Here is a 22,501-nt window from a genome sequence, read left to right on the forward strand (position 1 = left end):
GGCTATATAATGAAGGAGGGGCTGTCAACCGCCCGCCGACTATGCCACATCGCTGGCCATGACCGCTGATTCTTCCGCCTTTTCGCTCCCTGGCTTCGATCTCGACGCCTTCATCGCCTCCACCCTGGCGGAAGATCTCGGCCCGGATGGCCGCGACGTCACCAGCGAGGCGGTGATCCCCGCCGACGCGATCTTCGATGGGGTGATGGACAGCCGCGACGCGGTGACGCTGGCGGGCCTGCCGATCGCCGCCGCTTTCTTCCGCGTGCTCGACCCGGATGTGGAGATCGAGCTGTTGAAACAGGATGGCGACCGCGTTCCCGCGGGCACCGACATCCTACGCATCCGGGGCAAGGCCCGCGCCATGCTGACGGCCGAGCGCTCCGCTCTCAACACCGTCCAGCATCTGACCGGCATCGCCACCATGACCCGCGCTTATGTCGACGCGATCCTGGGCACGGGCGCGACCCTGCTCGACACGCGCAAGACCATTCCGGGCCTGCGCATGCTGGAGAAATATGCGACCCGCATGGGCGGCGCGACCAATCACCGCATGGGCCTGTGGGATGCGGCGATGATCAAGGACAATCATGTCGCCGTCGCCGGATCGGTCGAGGAAGCCGTCCGCCGCGCCGCCGCCGCGGGCATCGCCAGCATCATCGTGGAGGTCGACCGTATCGACCAGATCGAACCGGCGCTTGCCGCCGGAGCGACGCATCTGCTGCTCGACAATATGGATGCGCCCACCTTGCGCGGGGCGGTCACGCTGGTCGGCGGGCGCGTGCCGACCGAAGCCTCGGGCGGCGTCACGCTCGACACCATCCGCGCCAAGGCGGAAACCGGCGTCACCTATATCAGCGTCGGCCGCCTCACCCAGTCGGCGCCCGCCGCCGACATCGGGCTGGATTTTGCTTTTGCATAAGGATCGGGCCGTTGCTTAAAGTTGCGGGGCTATTGCTCCTGCTCGCAGCGCCTGGAACCGCTCTGGCGCAAGCGGCGCAATGCAGCCCCCCAACCCAGCCGCCCCGCCCGCGTCCCGACCTGCCGAACGCCGATCAGCCGCGCCGCTTGCTCCCGATCGGCGGCTACACGTTGGCCCTCACCTGGTCGCCGCAATATTGCGCAGACGCCAGGGGCCGTGGCGATGCCTTCCAATGCGGCGGCCGCAGCGGGCGTTTCGGCTTCACCCTGCACGGTCTCTGGCCCGATGGCGCGGGTAAGGACTGGCCGCAATATTGCCGCGCAACCGACCTGCTGCCGCGCCCGGTGATCCGCCAGAATCTCTGCTCGACGCCTTCGGCTCAGCTCCTTCAGCATGAATGGGCCAAGCACGGCACCTGCATGACGACGAAGCCGGAGCTGTATTTCAACCTCTCCCGCGCCCTCTATCAATCGATCCGCTATCCCGACATGACCGGGCTTGCCCGCCGGAAAACGCTGTCGGTGGGGCAGTTCGCCCAGGCCTTCGCCGCCGCCAACAAGGGCATGCGCGCCGATATGATGCGCGTCACCACGACCCGCGACAACAAGCTGAGCGAAGTGTGGCTTTGCATGGACAAGACGCTGGAGTTCGCCCGCTGTCCCGCGCATCAGGGCGGCGTGAGCAACAAGGCCAGGCTGCGTATCGCGCCCGGCCCGAACATCCCCAATCCGAAGCGTGCCGTTCCGGCGCCAGCACCCCGTTCAGGCCTGATCCTCGACCTCGATCCCCATGCTGAAGTGCCGAAGGACTGAAATTTCCCCGTCTGATTGTGCGGGGGGTGATCGATTCAAACGTTGGAACTGGGCTCTCGCGAGCCACTTGTCTCGTTCGCGTTCCTGCGCAGGCAGGAACCCAGTCCCGACCTCACCCTAACCCTCGACAATCACCGTCGAGGGATGATGCCGGTCCAGATGCTTGCGGATGATCCGCAGATTCTTCGTGTTGGACTTGTAGAAAAAGTCGAAAATATCCCCGGCGAAGGGAATGGCGCCGATCAAAGTGTCGAAGCCGACATTGGCCGCCATGCGGGTAAGCTGCCATTTCGACATGCCCAGGTTCCGCGCTTCCCAGACGATCCACGCGCCCATCGTCGCCGTCGCGAAATCGCCCACCACCGGGATCAGGCCGACCAGAGTGTCCAGCCCGACCCGCCTGTTGGTGCCGGGCACAACGAACAGCCCCTCCAGCAGCGCCTCCATCGCCTCGATCCGCTTGCGGACTGAAGCGGGATCGCGGCCGAATCCCGGCATGTCGCGTATGATCCGGTCGAACTGGTCCTGCGAAATCGCCATCGAATATCCTCCAGCAACCCTAATTGGTGCTCCGGAACAGATGGTTCAATGGGTGTCGTGCCCGTGGCGAGGCCATGAAGCCGGTCAGCCGCCGCGCCACCAGCGACCAGCGCACCGGCGCGCCCAGGGCGATATAGCCGTTATGCGCCTGCATCAGCGCCTCGGCCTGCGCCACCCGCGCCATGCGTTCCTCCAGGCTGCTGGCCAGGCTCGCCGCCTGCAATTGGGCGTCGGCCTGCGCCGAACAATGCACTTTGCGGGCGCAGCCGATCCGCCCCAGATACCAGAGCGCGCTGTCATAGGCCGCAACCTCGTCGACCAGCCGCAGATCGGCGTCCGCCTCCATGTCGACCCGCTCGACCGCCAGCCCGATCATGCCCAGGTCATGCCGCACCAGCCCGAACAGCAGCGTCGCGCCCGGCCCCTTGGGCAAGGCCACGCGCAGCACCGGCGGATCGCCATATTCGCTGCGCCAGCGTTTCATGACCGCCTGCCCCTGCGCCCAGCGATCCTCCTGCGACAGCCCCGTCCAGTCCGGCGCGGCGGGCGGCACCGGCAGGTCGAGCTGCCCCGGTACGATCTGCTCGGTCGTGGCCCAGCCGCCGACCGGGAACATCGCCGGAAGCTGGCTGCGGTCGATCGCCATGTTGATCGCCCGCCGCACGCCATCGTCGTCCAGCAGCTTGCCTGTACCAGTCACCGCCAGCCCTAGCAGCCCCTGCACCGGGTCGATCCGCACCGCGTCGCGATCGACCCCGGCGGGCACCAGCAGCGGCAGGTCGGCAAAGCGCCCGCCCAGCACCAGCGCGGATTTTCCTTGCTGGAAGCGGGTGATGGCCAGCGCCGCCCGCTCCGCCCGGACAATGCGGGTCTGCCAGGCGGGCACCGGCAATTCGTCGCCGGACTCGTTCGTCGCCCGCTCGACCGGCGTCAGGAACAGCGCCTTGCCGCGCTGGGCGCGCCGATAGGGCCCGGTCCCGCCGTCACGCGTCAGGATCGCCATCTGCGGCTGGGCCAGCATCTGCAGCACATAGGGGCGCGGCGCGGCGAGCCGGATCTCGATCACCTCGCCGGTCATCGCCACGACATCCCGCACCGCGTCCAGCGGCCCGGCCGGGTCCAGCCGCCGCAGCGCCTCTATCCGCGCCATCAGCAGCCGCCCGACATCCTTCGCCGTGACTCTGGTCCCATCCGGCCAGAAGGCGCGGCGCAGGCGGAAGATATAGCTGCGCCCGTCATCCTCGACGATCCAGCGCTGCGCGAGGGCCGGCAATATCTCCCCGCTGGCGTCGAACGCCACCAGCCCCTGGGCGGTGGTTTCCAGAAACAGTTTCGCTCCCGGATCGGGCAGATTTTCCAGCGGCTTGGCGAAATCGGCGGGCGCGCCGACGACGCTGACCGTCACCGTCCCGCTGCCTTCGTCCGAACAGCCGGTCAGCATCGCCGCCATGAGGGCGGCGCCGATGGTGAGGCAGGCAAGGGGCAGGCGAGGGCGGCCGGAAATCATGTCCGGACAAGGCTTAACCTGCAACCGCGCCCGCGCCAACCATCATGGCAACGCTTTTGCGCGCCTGAAGAGGTCGCGCAGTCACCGCTCAATGCGTGATAAGACTCTCTTAACATCTGTCCCATAGCGGTACGATATTGCGTTAACCATGACTCTGCATTGGCTGGCCGCGCCTCCGCGCCTATACCTTTCGATATGCGCCTCTTCTCGACCATCCTGCTCCTGTCCGCCGCCGTGGCGGCAACCGCGCTGGCGCAGGGCGTCGCCTCGCCCTTCACCGTGGCCGAAAGCGGGCGCAGCTATGCGACGCTCAGCGATGCGATCAAGGCGATCGGCAACGGCCGCGGCACCGTGCTGGTGGCGCCGGGCAGCTATGCCCAATGCGCGGTGCAGCAGGGCGGCGACCTCACCATTCGCGCGCAAAGGCCCGGCACCGCGATCCTGGACGGCGTGGCCTGCGAGCAGAAGGCGGCGCTGGTCCTGCGCGGCCGGTCCAGCAGGATCGACGGTCTCGTCTTCCAGAATCTGCGCGTGCCCGACGGCAATGGCGCGGGCATCCGGCTGGAAAGCGGCGACCTGACCGTCAGCAACAGCCTGTTTCGCAACAGCGAAGAGGGGATTCTGACGGGCGACGCCCCCGGCAACGCCGTCAGCATCGACAAATCGACCTTCCGCCATCTGGGCCGCTGCGACCGCGACCTAGCCTGTGCGCACGGCATTTATGTGGGGCGCTATGGCAGCCTGACTGTCACCCGGTCCCGCTTCGACCAGGGCGATGGCGGCCATTATCTGAAGACCCGCACGCCCCGCGTCGCCATCACCGACAACAGCTTCGACGACAGCGCGGGGCGGCTCACCAACTATATGATCGACCTGTCCAACGGGGCCAGCGGCACGATCAGCGGCAATGAAATGGTGCAGGGCCGGGACAAGGACAATTACAGCGCCTTCATCACCGTCGCGCCGGAGGGGCGGGAACAGGACAGCGCGAACCTCTCGATCGCGAACAACAGCGCCTCCTTCGTGCCGGGGCTCCAGCGCAGCAGCAGCTTCGTCGCCAATTTCACCGATGACGCGGTGAAGATCGGGGCGAACAAGTTGGCAAGCGGGATCAAGATGATGGATCGCCGCTGACGGTTCTGGCCGGGGAGCCGGCTATCAAGTGATACGTGCTCCTGCGCAGGCAGGAGCCCAGTCCCGCCCTCAGCATGTCGTCGCAACGCTCGAACTGGGCTCCTGCCTGCGCAGGAGCACGGCGCACTTCAAGACAAGCAGACGGTCTGCCTTCCATCCCAACGCATCCCGCTTGCGCTATCCCGCCATGCCGCCGATAATCGCCCCATGCGCACCACCTATAATTCGGCCACCGTTCGCCTATACCATCTCAGCGACGCCGATGGCGGCGGCGCGGCGACTACGCTGTTCTACGGCCCTTTGAGCGAAGCCCTCCACCTCGCGGAGCAACAGCCGCAGGATGTGCAGGACGGCCTCTTTCTCGCCACCGACAATGATGTCGTGGCTTATCTCGATCTTATAGAAGCTTAGCTTTTTCTCCGCCGCCGACCGGCACGTTGCCGGAACAAAGCGGCTCAACGCTGGTTGATCCCACGCAGGCGGCGGGCGTCGATGCGGCTTTCCAAGGGCCGCGAGGAGAGAGATGTCATGGTCACTCTGACCCCGCTGGAAGTCGGTTTGGCGCTTCTGGCCGTTATTCTGGTCGCGGCGATCGCCGTCATGATCGTCGCCAACCGCCGCCGCGCCAATCTGCGCGCCAGGTTCGGCCCGGAATATGGCCGCACCGTCGAAATGACTGGCAGCCCGCGCAAGGCCGAGGCGGAACTGCACGAGCGCGAAAAGCGCGTCGCCGCCTTCACCATCCGTCCCCTTTCGCCGCAGCAGGCCGATGCCTTCACCGATGCCTGGGTTCGGGTTCAGGCGCAGTTCGTCGACGATCCCCAGGGGGCGGTGTCGCGGGCAGACGTGCTGTTGACCGAAGTGATGGAAGTGCGCGGCTATCCTATCGCGGACTTCGAGCAGCGCTCCGCCGATCTGTCGGTGGACCATCCCGAGGTGGTGCAGAATTACCGCTCCGCCCATGACATCGCCGTGCGCCATGCGCGGGGCGAAGCCGATACGGAAGACCTTCGTCGCGCCATGATCCATTATCGCGCCCTGTTCGACGATCTGGTCCATGAGCCGGTCGACCATCGCATGGCGCCTTCCGTGTCGCGGTTGCGGCAGGATGATCTGCGCGGACCTGATCTGCGCTAGAGCATCGTGCGCAAAAGTGGGAACCGGTTTTGCGCTTAAAACGATGCGACAACAAAGAACTAGAGCGCGCGGCTTGCGTCCGATTTAGCGCAGCGCGCTCTAGATATGTGGGGGTTCAGCCCATGGCGGGCTGAACGACCCAAGGGCTAAAAAGGGGCGGACGGGTCCGGCGCAGGCCGCCGGACCCGCCATGAATATATCCCGCGAATCAGCCGTCAGCGAAACCGAACGGCGCATGGGTGCGCCGGAAATCCTCCGGCAGCATGTCGCGCCCGATCGGCGGCGCGGATCGCGCCATGCACTGGCTGCGGTGGCACAGGCGGCAGGTGACGCCGATCGGCGTCGGTTCGGCCAGTGCGTCGCGCGCCGCCTCGCCCGCCGTATAGATCAGCCGATGGGCATGCTCCGCCGCGCAGCACAGCGCGATCGCCCGCTCGATCTTCGGCACGCCCCAGCCGCCGCCGCCCGCCGTCACCGTCCGCGCGATGGAGAAGAAACGCTGCCCGTCCGGCAGTTCCAGCCATTGCGTCAGCAATTCCCTGGGACGCTCGAACGCGTGATGCACCGACCAGAGCGGGCAGGAGCCGCCATGGCGGGCAAAGGGGAAGCCCGCGCTGTCCAGCCGTTTGCTGACATTGCCCGCATGATCGACCCGCAGGAAGAAGAAGGGGACGCGCTCCTGCCCCGGCTTTTGCAGGGTGGTGAGGCGGTGGGCGGTCTGCTCGAAACTCGTGCCGAACTGCCGGGCCAGCGCCTCGACGTCGTAACGCCGCGCCTCCACCGCTTTGGCGAAGGCGCCATAGGGCATCAGGATCGCCGCCGCGCCGTAGCTGGCGAGCGCCCGCCGGGTCAGCCGCCGCCCGCTCTCGCTCGCGAACTGGCCGTCCTTCAGCACTGCGTCGAAATCGCGGCGCATTTCCAGATAGGCGATCTGCAACGCCAGTTGGAACTGGGTGCTCGCCCCGTCCAACGCGTCGTCCAGCAGCACTGCGTCGCGATGCCGGTCCAGCCGCCGCATCGACCCCGCCATCACGTCGGACGGCAGGCGCCGGACCCGAAGGTTATGCTTCGCCTTCAACCATCCAGCCAGGCCGCCTGCCGCCTCCACCTCCTGCGCCAGCTTCTCCCCCGCATCGTCCAGCAGGGGGAAGCTGTTGCGCCGCGCCCCCAGGAAACGCCGCGATTCGGCCACCGGATCGGGCGCGTCGGCGGCATCCTCCCGCTCCACGCTGCGGTCGGCCAGGGTCAGTTGCTCCTCGCGATAGGCCGTGTGCAGCCGCAGCAGCGCTTCGGTGATTCCCGGATAATTGACCGCCACATCCCCGGTCGCCAGCACCGGCAGGTCGATGTCCGCGAAGATCGGGTCTTTCAGCACCGCCTGCAACCGCGCCGTTTGCTCCGCGCCGCCATCGCCCGCCAGCTCGCTCATGTCCATCTTGTAAGTGCGGGCGAGGCGCAGCAGCATGTCGGCGGTCAACGGCCGCTGGTTGCGCTCCAGCAACGCCACATAGCTGGCGGAAATCTCCAGGTCCGCCGCCATGTCGGCCTGCGTCAAGCCCAGCTCCCGCCGCAGCCTGCGCAGGCGCGGCCCCATATAAACCGGACGATCCTTGGCCATTCTGTCAAGCGCTCCCGTGCAATCTTTACAACTTTACACGCAAATCTTGTAAAGTTCTACAACTGAACTTCATGGCCTCTGCCGCGCTGCACAAAAGGCGATTAGGTCGACCCCATACCCATAGAGCGACCAAGGATTTTGAGCATGACCTACAGCCAGGAAATCACGAAGGCCGGCACAACGATCGGCGGACAGGGCCATTGGGACGGCATCGCGGCCGAATCGGTCGCTCGCATGCGTCTCCAGAACCGTTTCCACACCGGCATCGACATCGCACGCTACACCGCCGGCATCATGCGCCGCGACATGGCGGCATATGACGCCGATCCGGCCAACTACACCCAGTCGCTGGGCTGCTGGCACGGTTTCATCGGCCAGCAGAAGATGATCAGCATCAAGAAGCATTTCGGCACCACCAAGGGTCGTTATCTTTACCTGTCCGGCTGGATGGTCGCCGCGCTGCGCAGCGAATTCGGCCCGCTGCCCGACCAGTCGATGCATGAGAAGACCAGCGTTCCGATGCTGATCGAGGAACTCTACACCTTCCTGAAGCAGGCCGACGCCCGCGAGCTGGGCATGATGTTCCGCGACCTCGACGCCGCCCGCGAAGCCGGCGACGAAGTCAAGGCGCAGAAGATCCAGCAGGACATCGACAATTACGAAACCCATGTCGTCCCGATCGTCGCGGACATCGACGCGGGCTTCGGCAATGCCGAGGCGACCTATCTGCTCGCCAAGAAGTTCATCGAGGCGGGCGCCTGCTGCATCCAGATCGAGAATCAGGTCTCGGACGAAAAGCAGTGCGGTCACCAGGACGGCAAGGTCACGGTTCCGCATGAGGATTTCCTCGCGAAGATCCGCGCGGTCCGCTACGCCTTCCTCGAACTCGGCATTGACGACGGCATCATCGTCGCCCGCACCGACTCGCTGGGCGCTGGCCTGACCAAGCAGATTGCCTACAGCAAGGAAGATGGCGATCTGGGCGATCAGTATAACAGCTTCCTCGACGTCGAGGAGGTCACGGACATCAACAGCCTGCGCGGCGACGTTGTCCTGGCCCGCGACGGCAAGCTGTTCCGTCCCAAGCGCCTGCCGTCGAACCTGTTCCAGTTCCGCTCCGGAACCGGCGAGGACCGCTGCGTTCTCGACTGCATCACTTCGCTCCAGAACGGCGCGGACCTGCTGTGGATCGAAACGGAAAAGCCCCACGTCGAGCAGATCGCCGGCATGGTCGACCGCATCCGCGAAGTCGTTCCCAATGCGAAGCTGGTCTACAACAACTCGCCTAGCTTCAACTGGACGCTGAACTTCCGTCAGCAGGTGTTCGATAGCTGGGCCGCCGAGGGCAAGGACGTCAGCGCCTATGACCGGGCGAAGCTGATGAGCGCCGATTATGACGCGACCGATCTGGGCCGCGAGGCCGATGAGAAGATCCGCACCTTCCAGAAGGATGCGGCGGCGCGGGCCGGCATCTTCCATCACCTCATCACCCTGCCGACCTATCACACGGCTGCCTTGTCGACCGACAATCTGGCCAAGGAATATTTCGGTGAGGCGGGCATGCTCGGCTATGTCGAGGGCGTCCAGCGCAAGGAAATCCGCCAGGGCATCGCCTGCGTCAAGCACCAGAACATGTCGGGCTCCGACATTGGCGACGACCATAAGGAATATTTCGCGGGTGAAGCGGCCCTGAAGGCCGGCGGCATCCACAACACGATGAACCAGTTCGCGGCCTAAGATCGGCCTGCTTGATTAAGGCGTGCCGTGCTCCTGCGAAGGCAGGAGACCAGTCCCGCCGTCTGAACTGGGTTCCTGCCTGCGCAGGAACACGCTTCGGGTCAAGCAGGGCTATTCCCAATGTCGCAGGGAACCAGTTTGCGGCCGGAAAGCCGCTGACAAGTCCGGGTCGCGGGGGTGCAAGCCCCGCGATCAGGGTGGAAGGACTGGACGGCCCGGAGCTGCACGCTCCGGGCCGTTTTTTCATAAGCCCAGCTTGTGAAACCCCCTGGCCGTTCCCGCTTTTGTCCGGGGGCGCGGGCGTCTATCCCTGACCCGCCTTTCAAGGGGAGAAGCTGCATGTCCTACACGCTCATCACCGCCAACCGGAATTATTCGAGCTGGTCGCTGCGCCCCTGGGTGCTGATGAAGGCGCTCGACATTCCCTTCACCGATCGGATGGAGCCGTTCGCCGCCGCTGAAAATTACGCGGCCTTCCGCGCATTTTCGCCAACCGGTCAGGTGCCGGTGCTGATCGACGGCGACCGGACGGTCTGGGATTCGCTGGGCATCGTCCTGTATCTGGCCGACCGGCATCCCGGCGTCTGGCCGCAGGAGGCGGGGGCGCGCGCCTGGGCGCAATCCGCTATCGCGGAAATGCACGGCGGCTTCGCGACGCTGCGCAACGATTGCCCGATGAATGTCGGGGTGCGCGTGGAGCCGCATCTGCCCTCGCCCGCGCTCAACCGGAACATCGCCCGGCTTGCCGAGCTGTGGGGGGAGGGGCTTTCCCGCTTCGGCGGCCCCTTTCTGAGCGGCCTTGCCTTCACCGCCGTCGACGCCTTTTACGCGCCGGTCGCTTTCCGGGTGCGCACCTATGGGCTGAATGTCGGGCCGGCGGCGCGGGCCTGGGTCGATCATATGCTGACGCTGCCCGCCATGCGCGAATGGGAAAGCGCGGCGCTGGCCGAAACATGGCGTGAGGAAAGCCATGAGGCGGAAGTCGGCGCGGCCGGTCGCATCGTGGAGGATCTTCGCGCTCTCTAGCCCGTGTGGACGAATTCGGAATGTCGGGAAGTGGCCAATCCAAGACATTCCCCTCCCGCAGGCGGGAGGGGTTAGGGGTGGGCGCGAGCGCAGCGAGCTTCCAGCTTAGCCGTTGAAAATCCCCGCTGATGTCGCGCCAGCCCACCCCCTAGCCCCCTCCCGCCTGCGGGAGGGGGAATGAAAGGAAGCCACCCAAATCGCTCAGTCCGGCAAGTTCTGAATTTGTCCACGCCGCCTGGGGCGGGCCGGGTCTCAATTCGGTTCGTCGAACGAGGTCGCGCATTCTCTCTCATCATTCAAATGAAGGAACGTCATCCCCTCTAACTCCCTGACCTTGTGTCATCGTGCCGGGGCTATCTGCGGAAACAGGAAAAATTGGCCGCTTTCCCCCTTTTCCCCTGTCCTGTCTGGGTCTAGGGGAAGTCACTATGGTAAAGCCCCGCACGCTCTATGAGAAGATTTGGGACGCGCATGTCGTCGAACGCCGTCCCGACGGAACCTGCCTGATCTATATCGATCGCCATCTCGTGCATGAGGTGACGAGCCCGCAGGCTTTCGAAGGCCTTCGGATCGCAGGCCGAAAGGTGCGGCGGCCTGAGCTGACGCTGGCGGTGCCGGATCATAACCTGCCTACCACTCCGCGCCGGGACGCGGCGGGCCATCGCATTCCGATCACAGATCCCGAAAGCGCGCAGCAGCTTGCCGCGCTGGAAAGGAACGCGCCTGAATTCGGCGTCCGCCTGATCGGGGATGCGGACCCCGAACAGGGCATCGTCCATGTCGTCGGGCCGGAACAGGGCTTCACCCTGCCGGGCACGACTTTGGTCTGCGGCGACAGCCACACCAGCTCGCATGGCGCGCTGGGCGCGCTGGCCTTCGGCATCGGCACGTCGGAGGTGGAGCATGTGCTCGCCACCCAGACGCTGCTGCTCAAGCAGTCGAAGACGATGGAAGTCGTGGTCGAGGGCGAGCTGGGCTATGGCGTCACCCCCAAGGATGTGGCGCTGGCGATCTGCGGCCGCATCGGCACGGCGGGCGGCACAGGCTATGTCATGGAATATCGCGGCTCCGTCTTCCGCGACATGTCGATCGAGGGCCGTCTGACCGTCGCCAACATGTCGATCGAGGCGGGCGCGCGTTCCGGCCTGTTCGCGCCCGACGAAAAGACCTTCGCCTATCTGGAGGGCCGCCCCATGGCCCCCAAGGGCGCGGAATGGGACGCCGCTATCGCCTATTGGAAGACGCTGCACACCGATGAAGGCGCCGCGTTCGACAAGAGCGTCGTGATCGACGCCGCCGACATCGTGCCGAACGTCACCTGGGGCACCAGCCCCGAAGACGTCGTGCCGGTGACGGGCGTGGTGCCCGATCCGGAAAGCTTTGCCGACGCCTCCAAGCGCGCCGCCGCGCAGAAGTCGCTCGATTATATGGGCCTCTCCGCTGGCCAGCGGATGGAGGATGTGGCGATCGAGCATGTCTTCATCGGCAGTTGCACCAACAGCCGGATCGAGGATCTGCGCGCCGCCGCCGATCTGCTCAAGGGCCGCCATATCGCCAGCGGCATCAAGCATGCCATGGTCGTCCCCGGCTCCGGCCTGGTCAAGCGCCAGGCGGAGGCGGAAGGGCTGGACCGCATCTTCGTGGAGGCGGGTTTCGAATGGCGCGAGCCGGGCTGTTCCGCCTGCCTTGGCATGAACCCGGACAAGGTGCCCGCGGGCGAGCGCTGCGCCTCCACCAGCAACCGCAATTTCATGGGTCGGCAGGGGCCGGGGTCGCGGACGCATCTCGTCTCGCCCGTCATGGCCGCCGCCGCCGCCGTCACCGGCCATCTGACCGACGTGCGCGAACTGTTGGGTGAGAAAAAGGGAGAGGCGGTCGCATGAAGAAGGTATTCTGGCTGCTGGCGCTGGGCGCGCTGGCGAGTGCCGCCATGGCGGCGACCCTGGGGCGCGCGGAAGATGCGCATCGTCCCGCCGAAAAACAGGCGCATTGATGGAAAAGCTGAATATCGTCGACGGCAAGGCCTATCCGTTCGGGATGAAGAATGTCGACACCGACATCGTCATCCCGGCGCATTGGCTGAAGACCATCAGCCGCGCTGGGCTGGGCAAGGGCGCGTTCGAAGTGCTGCGCAAGGAACCGGGCAATGTCTTCGACGATCCCGCCTATGCGGGCAGCCCCATCCTGATCGCGGGCGACAATTTCGGCTGCGGCTCCAGCCGCGAGCATGCCGCCTGGGCGCTGGCTGACCTGGGCATCAAGGTGGTAATCGCGCCCAGCTTTTCCGACATTTTCTCCGGCAACGCCTTCAAGAACGGCATATTGACCGTGGTGTTGCCGCAAGAAGCCATCGACCGGCTGATGGAGGTCGCCAAGACCGATCCGATTCACGTCGATCTGGAGCATCAGACCGTCACGACGCAGTTCCAGGACCGTTTCCAGTTCGAGATCGATCCGTTCCGTAAACATTGCCTGCTGGGCGGTCTGGACGAGATCGGCCTGACGCTGGGGCAGGCGGATGCGATCGGTGTGTTCGAGGCGAAGGACGCGGGTGCGCGGCCCTGGCTCGTTCCCGCCGTTGCGTAAGCGGCGCGATCCCCCTATTTCGGACCAGACGATCCGTTTTTATTTTTACAGGGCACAGGCATGACGACCTTCGACGACCGCGAAAAGGCCTTTGAGAATATGTTCGCGCACGACCAGGAGATGCAGTTCCGCATCCAGGCGCGGCGCAACCGCCTGCTCGGTGAATGGGCGGCGGCGAAGATGGGCCTGACGCCCGAGGAAACCGACGCTTATGCCAAGGCGGTGGTCCAGGCCGATTTCGAGGAAGCGGGGGACGAGGATGTCATTCGCAAGCTGCTGGGCGACATGACCCAGGCCGGCATCGAGATCGACGAAGCGGGCGTGCGTGCGGCTCTGGACGAGCAGCAGGTCGTCGCCCGCCGCATGTTCATCGAATAAGCGTTCAAGGATTTCCCGCCATGCCGATGGCAGCCGACGACATTGCGGACATGATCCGCGCCGCGATCCCCGATGCGGAGGTCGAGATCACCGACCTTGCCGGGGATGGCGACCATTATGCGGCGCGCGTCGTCGCGGAGAGCTTCCGGGGCATGAGCCGCGTCGCCCAGCAGCGGGCGGTCTATGCCGCGCTCGGCGGGCGCATGGGCGGCGTGCTTCACGCCTTGCAACTGACCACCGCCGTTCCCAATTAACGGCCATCGGATAAATGCGCCTTGATTGCGGCGCCTGACAGGAATGGACCAGATAATGACCGACGCCGTGCAGCAGCGGATCGCGGAGATCGTCAACGGCAATGATGTCGTGCTTTTCATGAAGGGCACGCCGCTTTTCCCGCAATGCGGCTTTTCCAGCCGCGCCATCGCGATCCTGGAGCATCTGGGCGTCGCCTATGAGAGCGTCGACGTGCTTCAGGACCAGGCCGTCCGTCAGGGGATCAAGAGCTTTTCCGACTGGCCGACCATTCCGCAGCTCTATGTTAAGGGCGAATTTGTCGGCGGCAGCGACATCATGATGGAAATGTACGAGGCCGGCGAATTGCAGCAGTTGATGACCGATCAGGGGGTCGCCCCGGCCAACTGAGCGGTTGGATAAAGCGAATTGAACAGGCGGTCCGGTTATCCGGGCCGCTTTTTTTTATGATCTGCCGTGTTCCTGCCTGCGCAGGAACATGATGTGCCAATACGAACCGTTCGTGCTGAGTGGGGCTGATCTTGTCGAAGGCCCGTATCGAAGCACAGCCGCCACGCTCCGATCCTATGCCGCTTCGACAAGCTTAGCGGCTACTCTGGACGAACGGGTCTGATTTAAGGCTCGGCGCTGCGCCGGAGAAAACCGGGTGGGAGGATACAGCGGAGACTGGTGCCGCATCCTCCCGGTAGTTAAACGGTTTGGGTATGTTCAAACTAACGCAAACCCCATGCCAGCTTCAGAAAGAGCCCGCATATCCGCGCTTGTGAAGGTTAATCGCGCACGGCCTGCAACCCAGTTTGTAAACCCCACCGACGGTTTTCGCCCGCACGCTTGACTACAGATGTAATCAATGCGATTACATCTGTAGTTGTCGAGTCCTTGTCGAGCGAGCGCCCTGTGAGCGAAAAGATCAGCGAAGCCGAACTGGTGGTGATGGAGGCGCTGTGGGAACGCGCGCCGCAGACGGCCGCCGACGTGGCGGATCGCGTCGCCGCCGGGCGCGACTGGAGCGTCCAGACCGTCAAGACCCTGCTGTCCCGCCTGATGGCCAAGGATGTCATCGCCGCCGATCAGGATGGCCGCCGCTTTTTGTATCGCCCGCTCGTGGCGCGGGAGGCGTATGTTGCCAGTGAGTCGGGACGGCTGGTCAACCGGCTGTTCGGCGGGCGCGTCTCGCCGCTGGTGGCGCAGCTCGCCAGCCAGGACCAGTTGACGGCGGAGGATATAGCCGAGCTTGAGGAAATCCTGAGGGGATTGAAATCATGAGCGTCTGGATCGCAGAAACGCTGATCGCCACGACCCTGCTGATGGCCCTGGTCATGCTGCTGCGGCAGCCGGTGGCGCGGTGGCTGGGGGCGGGGGCGGCCTATTGGCTGTGGCTGCTGCCGCTGGCGCGCATGGCGCTCCCCGTTCTGCCGCGGGAGGTCGCCAGCCCGTCGCCCTTGCAGTTGGCGGTGGACCGGGCGGGACTCCCGACCTTGCTGGACACGACGCCGGTCGCGACCGCGCTGCCGGTCCAGCCCGTAGGGAGCATGCCCTGGCTGGAGATCGCGGCGTCGCTCTGGCTGCTGGGCCTTGTCCTGTTCCTGACCGTGCAGGCGATCGGCTATGTCCGCTTCCGGCGCTTCATCCTGAAGGATGCGACCCCGATCGGTGAGGAAGGCCGCATCCGCATTGTCGCCAGTTCGCGGGCGGGCGGACCGCTCGCCTTCGGAGTGCTGCGGCCGACCATCGTGCTGCCCGCCGATTTCGCCCTGCGCTTCGACCCGCAGGAGCAGGCCATGGCCATCGCGCATGAACGCGCCCATCACCAGGGCGGTGACCTGGCCGCCAATATGGTCGCGTTGCTGCTGCTGGGCCTGCATTGGTGCAATCCCGTCGCCTGGATCGCCTATCGCGCCTATCGGGCGGATCAGGAACAGGCCTGCGATGCGCGGGTGCTATCGCTTTACGGCCGGGACCAGGCCCATGCCTATGGCCGCGCCATATTGAAGGCCGCCGGCGGACGCCAGTTCGGCGGAGCCAATAATCTCACCGGAATCTGTCATCTCAACCGCATCACCGCGCTCAAAGGGAGGCTGAAGATGTTGTCTGCCCACGAAATGTCGCTGCGCCGCATAAGCTGGGGCATGGCGGCGGTCGCTCTGGTGACTGTATCGGGCCTGGTGCTGACCGCCTCCGGCAGCCGGGCGGCGCAGCAGGTCGCGGCGATCACCGGCAAGGTCGATTCGATGAATTTCGGCCGGCTTGCCGATTTCGTCGCGCAGCCCGCCTCCGCCAGCGAGATCGCGCTGCCCGAAGCGCCGGCTGTGCCCCAGCCGCCCTCCCACGAGACTGTGGCGGAAGCCGACAGCCTGCCGTCAGCGCCTCCTGCTCCACCCGCTCCTCCGGCGTCCGTTGCCGATATGGCGCCACCGGTCCCGCCAGTTCCCCCCGTGCCCCCGGTCAGCCTGCGTGATGAAGGTCATGCCATCCCCAGCGAAGCCGAAATCCGCCGGATGGTGCCGCATGTCGATGTCGCCAATGGCTGCGAGGACGGCAAGGGCGTGAGCCAGCGCGAGACGGTGGATGCCGATGGCCGCCGCCATATCCGCGTCCGTATCTGCGAGGCGCAGATCTCCGCGCAGGCCCACCGCGCCGCCCGCGCCGGGCTGATGGCTGCGCGGGCCCAGATCGCCGCCGCCGCGCGGATGTCCGAGAAGGTCAAGGCCGACGTGCTGCGCGACTTGGATAAGGAAATCGCGCAGATGGATGGGGAGGAATGAGGCGGTTCGAGAGTGTGTGGCCGTTCGGGATGCCCGCAACGGGCCATGAGCTGCCGTTAGCGCTCGTCACCCCGGGCTTGACCCGGGGTCCCGCTTTTCTTCTTGAATGCACGTCTGGCCCAAGGCAGCGGGACCCCGGTTCAAGCCCGGGGTGACGAAGGGGAGAATGGTGGGAATCGAATCAAATCGGCCAGTCCGAGGAGCGCGAATTGCCCATGCTGCCTAGACCGCCACAATCTCCGGCAAAATCGCATCCAGCAGCAACATGCCCGCCGCTTCCACATACAGCCGCTGGCCCCGCTGCCGGACAAGGCCATGGCCAGCCAGCCGCGCCACCGCCTCCGCATCCACCAGAGTACCAGCCGCCAGCCCCGACAACCGCGCGATCCGCTCCAGATCGACGCCCTCGCCAAGCCGCAACCCCATCAGCAAAGCCTCGCGTGCCCGGTCTTCGGGACTGAGCGGCTCCTCGCTTTGCAGGCCATGGCCGTTGCGGGCGACGGCGTTCATCCAATTCTCCGGCTTCTTGTGCCGCAGCGTCGCCAGCCCCCCGCGCCGTCCATGCGCGCCCGGTCCCACGCCCGCATAATCGCCATAGCGCCAATAAGTGAGGTTATGGCGGCTTTCCTGCCCCGGCCGGGCATGGTTGCTGATCTCATAGGCCGGAATGCCCGCAGCCGCCGTCATCGCCTGCGTCTGTTCGTAGAGGGTGGCGGCATGGTCCGGATCGGCGGGCACCAGCTTACCCTGCGCCGCCAGCGTCGCGAAACGCGTGCCCGGTTCAATGGTCAGTTGGTAGAGCGAAAGATGATCGGTGCCGAAGGACAGGCCCTGCGCCAGCTCCGCCTCCCAATCCGCCTCGCTCTGGCCGGGCCGCGCATAGATGAGGTCGAAATTCACCCGCCCGAACACCGATTGCGCGACATCCAGCGCCGCCAGCCCCTCCCGCACATCATGGGCCCGGCCCAGGAAATGCAGCGCCTCATCCTCCAGCGCCTGCAGGCCGAGCGACACCCGGTTCACCCCCGCCGCCGCCAGATCGGCAAAGCGCGCCGCTTCGACCGAGCTGGGATTGGCCTCCAGCGTGATCTCGATGTCGGAAGCGGGCGTCCAATGACGCGCCGCCGCGTCGATCAGCGCCTCCACGATCCGGGGCGGCATCAGGGAGGGCGTGCCGCCGCCGAAGAAGATGGAGGAAAGCGCCCGCCCGGCGTTCAGCCCCGCTTCATGGGCCAGATCGTCTAGCAGCGCGTCGCGCCACGCATCCGTATCGATGTCCGCCCGCACATGGCTGTTAAAATCGCAGTAAGGACATTTCGAAACGCAAAATGGCCAATGCACATATAAAGCCAGAGGGTCGGCCAAGTCCGATGTGTGAGGCGCGGGAGCGGATATAAAGGGGTCGGGCGACATGAGTGGGGGCGTTCTTAAAGGGCTTTGGCCTGCGCGGCTAGCGCTGGCTGGTCTTTTGCTGGCGGTCGCGGGGCAGGGCGATGCCGCGCCGTCCCGTGGAACGCGTTCCCTGCCGCCCGCCATGCCCGCCTCCTATTATGGCATGGAGGAAGCCGATCGCGACGACGGCCTGATGCGCGAAGTCGTGCTGGGCATGCAGAATGAGGAACGCGAATCGCTTGGGCTCGCTCCCCTGGCCTGGGACAGCGCCCTGGCGGCGGATGCGGCGCGCTATGCCCGGCAGATGGCGCAGACCAATATCTTCCGGCATTCGGCGCGCACCAGCCGCGCCATTCCCAGCGGCGAAAATCTCTGGATGGGATCGCGTGGACTCTATGATTATGCGGTGATGGTCGGTTCGTTCCTGGATGAGAAACGCTATTTCCGGCGCGGCGGGACGCTGCCCGACCTCAGCACTACCGGGCGTTGGGAGGATGTCGGCCACTATACCCAGATCATCTGGCGCGGCACCCGCAAGGTCGGCTGCGCGCTGGCGGAAGGGCAGAGCTACGACTATCTCGTCTGCCGCTATTTTCCGGCGGGCAATGTCTTCGGCCGGAACCCGCTGGACCGGGATGAGAGCGCGCCGTCGCAATATGCCGGTGGTGGGCGCTGAAGAAATTGGATGCTCACTCACCACCGTCATGCTGAACTTGTTTCAGCATGACGAGGGAGGCAGGACGTTAAGCTGTCTCTTTAAAAAACCGCCGCCACCAGTTGCGCGAAGGCATCGGCGCGGTGGCTCATGCCATGCTTCTTCTCCGGCTCCATCTCCCCGAAGCTGATTTCATGGCCATGCGGCTGGAAGATCGGATCATAGCCGAAGCCCTTGTCCCCACGCGGCGGCCAGGTGATGGTGCCGTCGACGCGCCCCTCGAACGCCTCGACATGGCCATCCGGCCAGGCCAGCGCCAGCGCGCAGATGAAATGCGCGCCATGGCCCGCGTCCGGCCCCTGGGCCTGGATATTGTCCCAGACCAGTTGCATGGCGAGGCCGAAATCCTTGCTCTCCCCGGCCCAGCGGGCGGAGAAGATGCCCGGATCGCCGTTCAGCGCCTCGACGCACAGGCCGCTATCGTCGGCCAAAGCTGGCAGGCCGGACAGGTCCGCCGCCTGCAGTGCCTTCAATTCCGCATTGGCGACGAAGGTCGTGCCGGTCTCGTCGGGTTCGGGCAGGTCCAGCGCGGCGGCGGAGACCGTCTCTATGCCATAGGGCGCCAGCAATTCCCCGATCTCGCGCACCTTGCCGGGATTGTGGCTGGCGATCACCAGCTTGCCTGGCCCCAGCTTGCGGATCGCCTGTTCCTGTCCGAATTGATCGGTCATCACCTTACCCTTATATTCTTCTCTTCGTCATCCCGGGCTTGACCCGGGATCCCACTTCTTCTTCCGCCGAAGCCAGTCAAGGGAAGCGGGGTGACGATTGCGGCTGCTTATCGCCCCGTAGCCCTGTCCTGCGCCGCGAAAATCTGCGCGCAGCCGATGCGGGCGAGCCGCAGCAGGCGCAGCAGCTCCTCCTCATCATAGGTAGCGCCTTCCGCCGTCGCCTGCACCTCGGCAAATTTGCCGTCGCCGGTCAGGATCAGATTGGCGTCCGCCTCGGCATTGCTGTCCTCGGCATAATCGAGATCCAGGACCGGGGTTCCGTTATAGATGCCGCAGCTTATCGCCGCGACCTTCTGCACGATCGGGTCTTCCTTCAGCGCGCCGGAAGCCAGCAGCTTGTCGATGGCGATGCGCAGCGCGACCCAGCTTCCCGAAATGGCGGCGGTGCGGGTGCCGCCATCGGCCTGGATCACGTCGCAGTCGACGACGATCTGCCGCTCGCCCAGCTTCTGGAGGTCGACCACGGCGCGCAGCGACCGGCCGATCAGGCGCTGGATTTCCTGGGTGCGGCCCGACTGCTTGCCCTTGGCGGCTTCGCGCGAACCGCGCGTGTGGGTGGCGCGGGGCAGCATGCCATATTCCGCCGTGACCCAGCCCGAACCCTTGCCGCGCAGGAAGGGCGGCACCTTCTCCTCGATGGAGGCGGTGCAGAGGACCCGCGTGTCGCCAAAGCTGACGAGGCAGCTACCCTCCGCATGGATGGTGAAGCCGGGTTCCATGGTGATCTCGCGCATCTGGTCGGGCGCGCGGCCGGAAGGACGCATAAATTTCTACTCCGAAGCGTTGGTTGGGTGCGGCATAGAGCATCGCGCAAAAAAGTGGGAACCGGTTTTTTGCAAAAAGCGATGCGACCCCAGAAGAATTGCATCGCGCAAAAAAGTGGGAACCGGTTTTTTGCAAAAGCGATGCGACGACCCAATAAGCGCGGCAGGCGCACAGTCTTGCCAGTGGCGATCGAGTCGAAAGATGGTAGAGAGCAGGACATGGGGACGAAAGCGATAGTCATGTTGGCGGCGGCGGTGCTGCTGGGCGCTTGCGCGATGGAGCAGGCCGAGCTGGAAAAGCCGATAAAGGCTGGCGACACGATCCGATTCTCCGCCGGTCCCTGTTTCGGCGCCTGCCCCAGCTATACGTTGCGGGTGACGCCGGACGGTTCCGGCCTGATCGAGCCGCAGCGCTTCACCGCCGTGCCCGGCCCGACGCGCTTCACCGTGACGCCGCTGCAATATCGCCGGTTCCGCACGGCGCTGGCGCAGTTCCGGCCCGCCCAGGGGACAGTCAGGCGGATCGGGCAGGGGGAGAATTGCACCCGCTTCGCGACCGACATGCCCGGCTATGTGATCGAATGGACACGCGGCGAAGCGCCGCCGACGCGGCTGGAATTCCAGTCGGGCTGCATGGATGCGGGTTATGGCAAGCTGCGCGCCACCATCGCTTCCATCCCCAAGATGCTCGACATCGCCGCGATGGTGAAGCCCACGCCCGCCAAGGGCAAGTGACGGATGGACTTGAGCGCGGCGCGATGCTTCCATCATTCTTCGTTTGCCGCGATTTCTGAGCCGTCAGATGTTCCATCTGACTGGAAATCGCTCTAGATAAACGGCATGGCGGTCACACCGATCACCGAATTGAACGAGCGTGCCCGCGACGTTTTCCGGCTGGTGGTCGAGAGTTATCTCGGCACCGGGTTGCCTGTCGGCTCGCGCACGATCAGCAAATTGGCGACTCTCAGCCTGTCGCCCGCCTCCATCCGCAATGTGATGCAGGATCTGGAGGAACTGGGCCTGCTCGCCGCGCCGCATACCTCCGCCGGGCGGATGCCGACCGAAACCGGCCTGCGGCTCTTCGTCGACGGCATGATGCAGGCGGCGGAACCTTCGGTCGAGGAACGGCGCGCCATCGAAGCCGGCATTTCCGAAGGCGGCCCGATTGAGGAAGCGTTGTCCGCCGCGACCGCCGCGCTTTCCGGGCTGTCCGCCTGCGCCGGGATCGTCATGGTGCCCAAGCGCGAGCCGGTTCTGCGGCAATTCGGCTTCGTGCCCTTGAACGAGCGGCAGGCGCTGGCCGTGCTGGTGGGGCAGGACGGATCGATCGAGAATCGCGTGGTCGACCTGCCGCTGGGCGTGACGCCGATGATGCTCAATGAGGCGGCCAATTTCATGTCGACCCGTTTCGGCGGCTTGACGCTGGCGCAGGCGGGCGAGGCGCTCCAGCGCGAACTGGAGCAGGAACGCCACGCGCTCCACGGCGCGGCGCGGGAACTGGTGGCGCGGGGCATCGCGGTCTGGTCGCAGGATGCCGACGACCGCCCCGTGCTGATCGTGCGCGGCCAGGCGCATCTGCTCGACGACGGCACCGCCGCCGATCTGGAACGGGTGCGGCAATTGCTGGAGCAGCTTGAGGGCAAGCAGGAAATCTCCAGCCTGCTGGAAAGCGCGCTGGCGGGCAGCGCGACCAAAATCTTCATCGGTTCGGAAAACAAGCTCTTTTCCCTTTCGGGTTCTTCGGTCATAGCCGCGCCTTACCGGAGCGGGGACGGCCGGGTGGTCGGCGTGGTCGGCGTAATTGGCCCCACGCGCTTGAACTATGCGCGGGTGATCCCCATGGTGGACTTCACTGCGCAGACGCTGTCGAGATTGATGAGATGAGCGAAGACAAACAGAATATCGAAAATACCGAATTGGTGGACGAACTGCCCGAGGATGCGGCTCCGGCCGGCGACGCGGCGGCGGAGAAGATCACCGCGCTGGAGAATGAGCTGGCCACGGCCAAGCAGGACGTCCTCTACGCCCATGCCGAAACGCAGAATGTGCGGCGGCGGCTGGAAAAGGAACTGGCCGACGCGCGCGCCTATGCCGCGACGGCCTTTGCCCGCGACATGCTGTCGGTGGCGGACAATCTGGGGCGGGCGCTCCAGACCATCCCGGCCGATCTGCGCGAGGATGAGAAGTTCAAGGGGCTGGTCGCCGGTCTCGAAGCCACTGGCCGCGAGCTGGAAGCCGTCTTCGGCCGCAACGGCATCGAGAAACTGGTGTCGGTCGGCCAGCCGCTCGACCCCAACAAGCATCAGGCGATGATGGAAGTCCCCTCCGCCGACGCCGAGCCCGGCACGGTGCTGGTGGAAATGCAGGCGGGCTACACGATCAAGGACCGGCTGCTACGCCCGGCGCTGGTCAGCGTGGCGAAGAAGCCCGACTGATCATACCCTCTTGCGAGATTGAAAGGCCCGCCGGACCAGCGTCCTGCGGG

24 protein-coding genes are annotated in these 22,501 nt (G+C 65.4%); 18 read left to right on the forward strand and 6 right to left on the reverse strand.

Annotated elements, in window-relative coordinates:
* Positions 1–58 precede the first annotated feature (58 nt).
* Entirely contained in the window at positions 59–922 is an 864-nt protein-coding gene (gene nadC / locus HUK72_RS15925) for a carboxylating nicotinate-nucleotide diphosphorylase (protein WP_176597589.1), read from the forward strand.
* 11 nt (positions 923–933) lie between these two features.
* Positions 934–1,734 carry a ribonuclease T gene (locus HUK72_RS15930; RefSeq protein WP_176597590.1) on the forward strand — a complete coding sequence of 267 codons (801 nt, stop codon included), beginning with the start codon at positions 934–936 and terminating at the stop codon, positions 1,732–1,734.
* Positions 1,735–1,851: 117 nt separating this feature from the next.
* On the opposite strand, the gene HUK72_RS15935 is transcribed toward HUK72_RS15930, so the two are convergent.
* Together HUK72_RS15935 and HUK72_RS15940 are read right to left on the reverse strand one after the other, a co-directional pair.
* Complete coding sequence (locus HUK72_RS15935) at positions 1,852–2,274, reverse strand: DUF4112 domain-containing protein (protein WP_176597591.1); 423 nt, start codon at positions 2,272–2,274, stop codon at positions 1,852–1,854.
* A gap of 19 nt (positions 2,275–2,293) precedes the next feature.
* Positions 2,294–3,781: an ABC transporter substrate-binding protein gene (locus HUK72_RS15940; protein ID WP_176597592.1), complete on the reverse strand. Its 1,488-nt coding sequence runs from the start codon at positions 3,779–3,781 to the stop codon at positions 2,294–2,296.
* 195 nt (positions 3,782–3,976) lie between these two features.
* Here HUK72_RS15940 and HUK72_RS15945 point away from each other — a divergent pair, with 195 nt between their 5' ends.
* From HUK72_RS15945 to HUK72_RS15955, 3 genes are all read left to right on the forward strand, one after another.
* Positions 3,977–4,915 carry a right-handed parallel beta-helix repeat-containing protein gene (locus HUK72_RS15945; RefSeq protein ID WP_176597889.1) on the forward strand — a complete coding sequence of 313 codons (939 nt, stop codon included), beginning with the start codon at positions 3,977–3,979 and terminating at the stop codon, positions 4,913–4,915.
* Positions 4,916–5,122: 207 nt separating this feature from the next.
* Complete coding sequence (locus HUK72_RS15950; protein WP_176597593.1) at positions 5,123–5,326, forward strand: hypothetical protein; 204 nt, start codon at positions 5,123–5,125, stop codon at positions 5,324–5,326.
* A gap of 117 nt (positions 5,327–5,443) precedes the next feature.
* Entirely contained in the window at positions 5,444–6,052 is a 609-nt protein-coding gene (locus HUK72_RS15955; protein WP_176597594.1) for a hypothetical protein, read from the forward strand.
* A gap of 208 nt (positions 6,053–6,260) precedes the next feature.
* Here HUK72_RS15955 and HUK72_RS15960 read toward each other — a convergent pair whose 3' ends face one another.
* Positions 6,261–7,670: a short-chain fatty acyl-CoA regulator family protein gene (locus HUK72_RS15960; RefSeq protein ID WP_176597595.1), complete on the reverse strand. Its 1,410-nt coding sequence runs from the start codon at positions 7,668–7,670 to the stop codon at positions 6,261–6,263.
* A 144-nt stretch (positions 7,671–7,814) separates the two neighbouring features.
* Between HUK72_RS15960 and HUK72_RS15965 the strand changes: the two genes are divergently transcribed.
* The 9 genes from HUK72_RS15965 (at position 7,815) to HUK72_RS16005 (ending at position 16,414) form a co-directional block, all read left to right on the forward strand.
* Positions 7,815–9,407 (forward strand): isocitrate lyase, encoded by a 1,593-nt coding sequence (locus HUK72_RS15965; RefSeq protein ID WP_176597596.1) that lies wholly within the window; start codon positions 7,815–7,817, stop codon positions 9,405–9,407.
* Between the two features lie 339 nt (positions 9,408–9,746).
* Complete coding sequence (locus tag HUK72_RS15970; RefSeq protein WP_176597597.1) at positions 9,747–10,433, forward strand: glutathione S-transferase family protein; 687 nt, start codon at positions 9,747–9,749, stop codon at positions 10,431–10,433.
* 428 nt (positions 10,434–10,861) lie between these two features.
* Positions 10,862–12,316: a 3-isopropylmalate dehydratase large subunit gene (leuC, locus tag HUK72_RS15975; RefSeq protein ID WP_176597598.1), complete on the forward strand. Its 1,455-nt coding sequence runs from the start codon at positions 10,862–10,864 to the stop codon at positions 12,314–12,316.
* Between the two features lie 109 nt (positions 12,317–12,425).
* Entirely contained in the window at positions 12,426–13,019 is a 594-nt protein-coding gene (gene leuD, locus HUK72_RS15980; RefSeq protein WP_176597599.1) for a 3-isopropylmalate dehydratase small subunit, read from the forward strand.
* Positions 13,020–13,079: 60 nt separating this feature from the next.
* Complete coding sequence (locus tag HUK72_RS15985) at positions 13,080–13,397, forward strand: DUF1476 domain-containing protein (protein ID WP_176597600.1); 318 nt, start codon at positions 13,080–13,082, stop codon at positions 13,395–13,397.
* Positions 13,398–13,417: 20 nt separating this feature from the next.
* Positions 13,418–13,651: a BolA/IbaG family iron-sulfur metabolism protein gene (locus HUK72_RS15990; RefSeq protein ID WP_176591755.1), complete on the forward strand. Its 234-nt coding sequence runs from the start codon at positions 13,418–13,420 to the stop codon at positions 13,649–13,651.
* A 55-nt stretch (positions 13,652–13,706) separates the two neighbouring features.
* Positions 13,707–14,039, forward strand: a complete 333-nt coding sequence (gene grxD, locus HUK72_RS15995; protein WP_176597601.1) for a Grx4 family monothiol glutaredoxin — start codon at positions 13,707–13,709, stop codon at positions 14,037–14,039.
* Positions 14,040–14,546: 507 nt separating this feature from the next.
* Positions 14,547–14,915: a BlaI/MecI/CopY family transcriptional regulator gene (locus HUK72_RS16000; RefSeq protein WP_176597602.1), complete on the forward strand. Its 369-nt coding sequence runs from the start codon at positions 14,547–14,549 to the stop codon at positions 14,913–14,915.
* The gene (locus HUK72_RS16005; RefSeq protein ID WP_176597603.1) at positions 14,912–16,414 is read left to right on the forward strand and encodes a M56 family metallopeptidase; all 1,503 of its coding nucleotides are present in this window, start codon (positions 14,912–14,914) and stop codon (positions 16,412–16,414) included. The genes HUK72_RS16000 and HUK72_RS16005 overlap by 4 nt, the downstream gene beginning before the upstream one ends.
* Before the next feature lie 222 nt (positions 16,415–16,636).
* Here the strand turns inward: HUK72_RS16005 and hemW are convergent, their stop codons facing one another.
* Positions 16,637–17,827: a radical SAM family heme chaperone HemW gene (gene hemW, locus HUK72_RS16010; protein WP_176597604.1), complete on the reverse strand. Its 1,191-nt coding sequence runs from the start codon at positions 17,825–17,827 to the stop codon at positions 16,637–16,639.
* Here hemW and HUK72_RS16015 point away from each other — a divergent pair.
* Positions 17,826–18,482 carry a CAP domain-containing protein gene (locus HUK72_RS16015; protein WP_255325748.1) on the forward strand — a complete coding sequence of 219 codons (657 nt, stop codon included), beginning with the start codon at positions 17,826–17,828 and terminating at the stop codon, positions 18,480–18,482. The genes hemW and HUK72_RS16015 overlap by 2 nt on opposite strands.
* An 80-nt stretch (positions 18,483–18,562) precedes the next feature.
* Here the strand turns inward: HUK72_RS16015 and rdgB are convergent, their stop codons facing one another.
* Together rdgB and rph are read right to left on the reverse strand one after the other, a co-directional pair.
* Positions 18,563–19,192, reverse strand: a complete 630-nt coding sequence (rdgB, locus tag HUK72_RS16020) for an RdgB/HAM1 family non-canonical purine NTP pyrophosphatase (RefSeq protein ID WP_176597605.1) — start codon at positions 19,190–19,192, stop codon at positions 18,563–18,565.
* Between the two features lie 107 nt (positions 19,193–19,299).
* Positions 19,300–20,016 carry a ribonuclease PH gene (rph, locus tag HUK72_RS16025; protein WP_176597606.1) on the reverse strand — a complete coding sequence of 239 codons (717 nt, stop codon included), beginning with the start codon at positions 20,014–20,016 and terminating at the stop codon, positions 19,300–19,302.
* 219 nt (positions 20,017–20,235) lie between these two features.
* On the opposite strand from rph, the gene HUK72_RS16030 reads away from it, so the two are divergent.
* From HUK72_RS16030 to grpE, 3 genes are all read left to right on the forward strand, one after another.
* Positions 20,236–20,751, forward strand: coding sequence for a DUF6438 domain-containing protein (locus HUK72_RS16030; RefSeq protein WP_176597607.1), 516 nt, complete (start codon positions 20,236–20,238; stop codon positions 20,749–20,751).
* A gap of 105 nt (positions 20,752–20,856) precedes the next feature.
* Entirely contained in the window at positions 20,857–21,900 is a 1,044-nt protein-coding gene (hrcA, locus tag HUK72_RS16035; RefSeq protein WP_176597608.1) for a heat-inducible transcriptional repressor HrcA, read from the forward strand.
* Positions 21,897–22,451 (forward strand): nucleotide exchange factor GrpE, encoded by a 555-nt coding sequence (gene grpE, locus HUK72_RS16040; RefSeq protein ID WP_176597609.1) that lies wholly within the window; start codon positions 21,897–21,899, stop codon positions 22,449–22,451. Before hrcA ends, grpE begins: the two co-directional genes overlap by 4 nt.
* Positions 22,452–22,501: the final 50 nt, after the last annotated feature.

The sequence above is a fragment of the Sphingobium sp. 15-1 genome, assembly GCF_013375535.1.
Taxonomy (GTDB): Bacteria; Pseudomonadota; Alphaproteobacteria; order Sphingomonadales; family Sphingomonadaceae; genus Sphingobium; species Sphingobium aromaticivastans.

Coding starts and splice junctions, on each gene's coding strand:
- HUK72_RS15960 (WP_176597595.1), bottom strand. CDS start 7,670: ATGGCCAAGGATCGTCCGGTTTATATGGGGCCGCGCCTGCGCAGGCTG.
- leuC (WP_176597598.1), top strand. CDS start 10,862: ATGGTAAAGCCCCGCACGCTCTATGAGAAGATTTGGGACGCGCATGTC.
- HUK72_RS16030 (WP_176597607.1), top strand. CDS start 20,236: ATGGGGACGAAAGCGATAGTCATGTTGGCGGCGGCGGTGCTGCTGGGC.
- hemW (WP_176597604.1), bottom strand. CDS start 17,827: ATGTCGCCCGACCCCTTTATATCCGCTCCCGCGCCTCACACATCGGAC.
- rph (WP_176597606.1), bottom strand. CDS start 20,016: ATGCGTCCTTCCGGCCGCGCGCCCGACCAGATGCGCGAGATCACCATG.
- rdgB (WP_176597605.1), bottom strand. CDS start 19,192: ATGACCGATCAATTCGGACAGGAACAGGCGATCCGCAAGCTGGGGCCA.
- HUK72_RS15955 (WP_176597594.1), top strand. CDS start 5,444: ATGGTCACTCTGACCCCGCTGGAAGTCGGTTTGGCGCTTCTGGCCGTT.
- HUK72_RS15965 (WP_176597596.1), top strand. CDS start 7,815: ATGACCTACAGCCAGGAAATCACGAAGGCCGGCACAACGATCGGCGGA.
- HUK72_RS15940 (WP_176597592.1), bottom strand. CDS start 3,781: ATGATTTCCGGCCGCCCTCGCCTGCCCCTTGCCTGCCTCACCATCGGC.
- HUK72_RS16015 (WP_255325748.1), top strand. CDS start 17,826: ATGAGTGGGGGCGTTCTTAAAGGGCTTTGGCCTGCGCGGCTAGCGCTG.
- HUK72_RS15935 (WP_176597591.1), bottom strand. CDS start 2,274: ATGGCGATTTCGCAGGACCAGTTCGACCGGATCATACGCGACATGCCG.
- HUK72_RS16005 (WP_176597603.1), top strand. CDS start 14,912: ATGAGCGTCTGGATCGCAGAAACGCTGATCGCCACGACCCTGCTGATG.
- grxD (WP_176597601.1), top strand. CDS start 13,707: ATGACCGACGCCGTGCAGCAGCGGATCGCGGAGATCGTCAACGGCAAT.
- HUK72_RS15970 (WP_176597597.1), top strand. CDS start 9,747: ATGTCCTACACGCTCATCACCGCCAACCGGAATTATTCGAGCTGGTCG.
- leuD (WP_176597599.1), top strand. CDS start 12,426: ATGGAAAAGCTGAATATCGTCGACGGCAAGGCCTATCCGTTCGGGATG.
- hrcA (WP_176597608.1), top strand. CDS start 20,857: ATGGCGGTCACACCGATCACCGAATTGAACGAGCGTGCCCGCGACGTT.
- HUK72_RS15985 (WP_176597600.1), top strand. CDS start 13,080: ATGACGACCTTCGACGACCGCGAAAAGGCCTTTGAGAATATGTTCGCG.
- HUK72_RS15950 (WP_176597593.1), top strand. CDS start 5,123: ATGCGCACCACCTATAATTCGGCCACCGTTCGCCTATACCATCTCAGC.
- nadC (WP_176597589.1), top strand. CDS start 59: ATGACCGCTGATTCTTCCGCCTTTTCGCTCCCTGGCTTCGATCTCGAC.
- HUK72_RS15945 (WP_176597889.1), top strand. CDS start 3,977: ATGCGCCTCTTCTCGACCATCCTGCTCCTGTCCGCCGCCGTGGCGGCA.
- HUK72_RS15990 (WP_176591755.1), top strand. CDS start 13,418: ATGCCGATGGCAGCCGACGACATTGCGGACATGATCCGCGCCGCGATC.
- grpE (WP_176597609.1), top strand. CDS start 21,897: ATGAGCGAAGACAAACAGAATATCGAAAATACCGAATTGGTGGACGAA.